Below are 1353 nucleotides of genomic sequence, written 5' to 3' on the forward strand. Positions count from 1 at the left end.
CACCATGGCATCGGTGGCGCCGGCATACACCGAGTAGGACTTGGTCAGGCTGACCGGCAGTTCCAGGTTGTTGACGACGTGCAGCATCGCCACGGTGAGGATGAAGCCGCCGAAGAACCAGTTACCGACGTAGATGTGCTTGGTGTTGCGCTTCATCAGCGTGCCGAAGAACACGATGGCGTAGCTCACCCAGACGATGGTGATCAGGATGTCGATCGGCCATTCCAGTTCGGCGTATTCCTTGGAGCTGGTGTAGCCCAGCGGCAGGCTGATGGCCGCCAGCAGGATCACCAGTTGCCAGCCCCAGAAGGTGAACGCGGCCAGGCCCGGTGCGAACAGGGTGGTCTGGCAGGTGCGTTGCACCGAATAATAGGAGGTGGCGAACAGCGCACAGCCGCCGAAGGCGAAGATCACCGCATTGGTATGCAGGGGGCGCAGGCGGCCGAAGCTGGTCCAGGGGAGGTCGAAGTTGAGGGAAGGCCAGGCGAGCTGGGCGGCGATGAAGACGCCGAGCCCCATCCCGACGATTCCCCACACCACCGTCATGATGGCGAATTGGCGGACCACCTTGTAGTTATAGGCGGTACTGCTGGTTGTGTTCATGTATGGGTTCCCATCCACGGTTATTTGGCAGGCTTTACAGCGAGGCAAGCATGATTAATGGGCAAAGTGCCGGTATTGACGGGGATCAATGGGCGAAGGTCGGAAATGTCCCAGGCTTGCGCTGCGATCCCCCGCACGTTCGGGGCAAGGGCGGCTACAAGGGCTGCCTGATCCTGGCCCATGGCGCAGGTGCGCCGATGGACAGCGGGTTCATGGACGAAATGGCGCAAAGGCTTGCGGCGCTTGGGGTAGCGGTAGTGCGCTTCGAGTTCCCGTACATGGCCGAGCGCAGGGTTGCCGGCGGCAAGCGGCCGCCGAACCCGCAGAAGGTGTTGCTGGAATGCTGGCGCGAGGTTTACCGGCAGGTGCGACCTTTGGTCGCGGGCAAGCTGGCGGTGGGTGGCAAGTCCATGGGCGGGCGCATGGCCAGCCTGCTGGCCGATGAACTGGAAGCGGATGCACTGGTGTGCCTGGGCTATCCGTTCTATGCGGTGGGCAAGCCGGAGAAGCCACGGGTCGAGCACCTGGCCGAATTGAAGACGCCGACGTTGATCGTGCAGGGCGAGCGGGATGCGCTGGGTAACCGCGAGGCGGTGGCAGGGTATGCGTTATCGCCGGCGATCGAGGTGAGCTGGCTGGTGGCGGGGGACCATGACCTGAAGCCGCTGAAGGCCTCGGGGTTCAGCCATGAGCAGCACTTGCAGGCGGCGGCTGAGAAGGTTGCGGCATTCCTGTCGCAATAGTGCTGGA

The 1353-nt window shown here is 63.0% G+C and carries 2 protein-coding genes; one reads left to right on the forward strand and one right to left on the reverse strand.

Annotated elements, in window-relative coordinates:
• Positions 1 to 603 (reverse strand): cbb3-type cytochrome c oxidase subunit I (locus tag RYH74_RS26220; RefSeq protein WP_317410606.1); only part of this gene is annotated, 603 nt, incomplete at its 3' end.
• Positions 604 to 653: 50 nt separating this feature from the next.
• On the opposite strand from RYH74_RS26220, the gene RYH74_RS26225 reads away from it, so the two are divergent.
• Positions 654 to 1346: an alpha/beta family hydrolase gene (locus RYH74_RS26225; protein ID WP_085614477.1), complete on the forward strand. Its 693-nt coding sequence runs from the start codon at positions 654 to 656 to the stop codon at positions 1344 to 1346.
• Positions 1347 to 1353 lie beyond the last annotated feature (7 nt).

Origin of the sequence: Pseudomonas sp. LSJ-87 (genome assembly GCF_032971465.1) — a bacterium.
Classification (GTDB): Bacteria; Pseudomonadota; Gammaproteobacteria; order Pseudomonadales; family Pseudomonadaceae; genus Aquipseudomonas; species Aquipseudomonas putida_Z.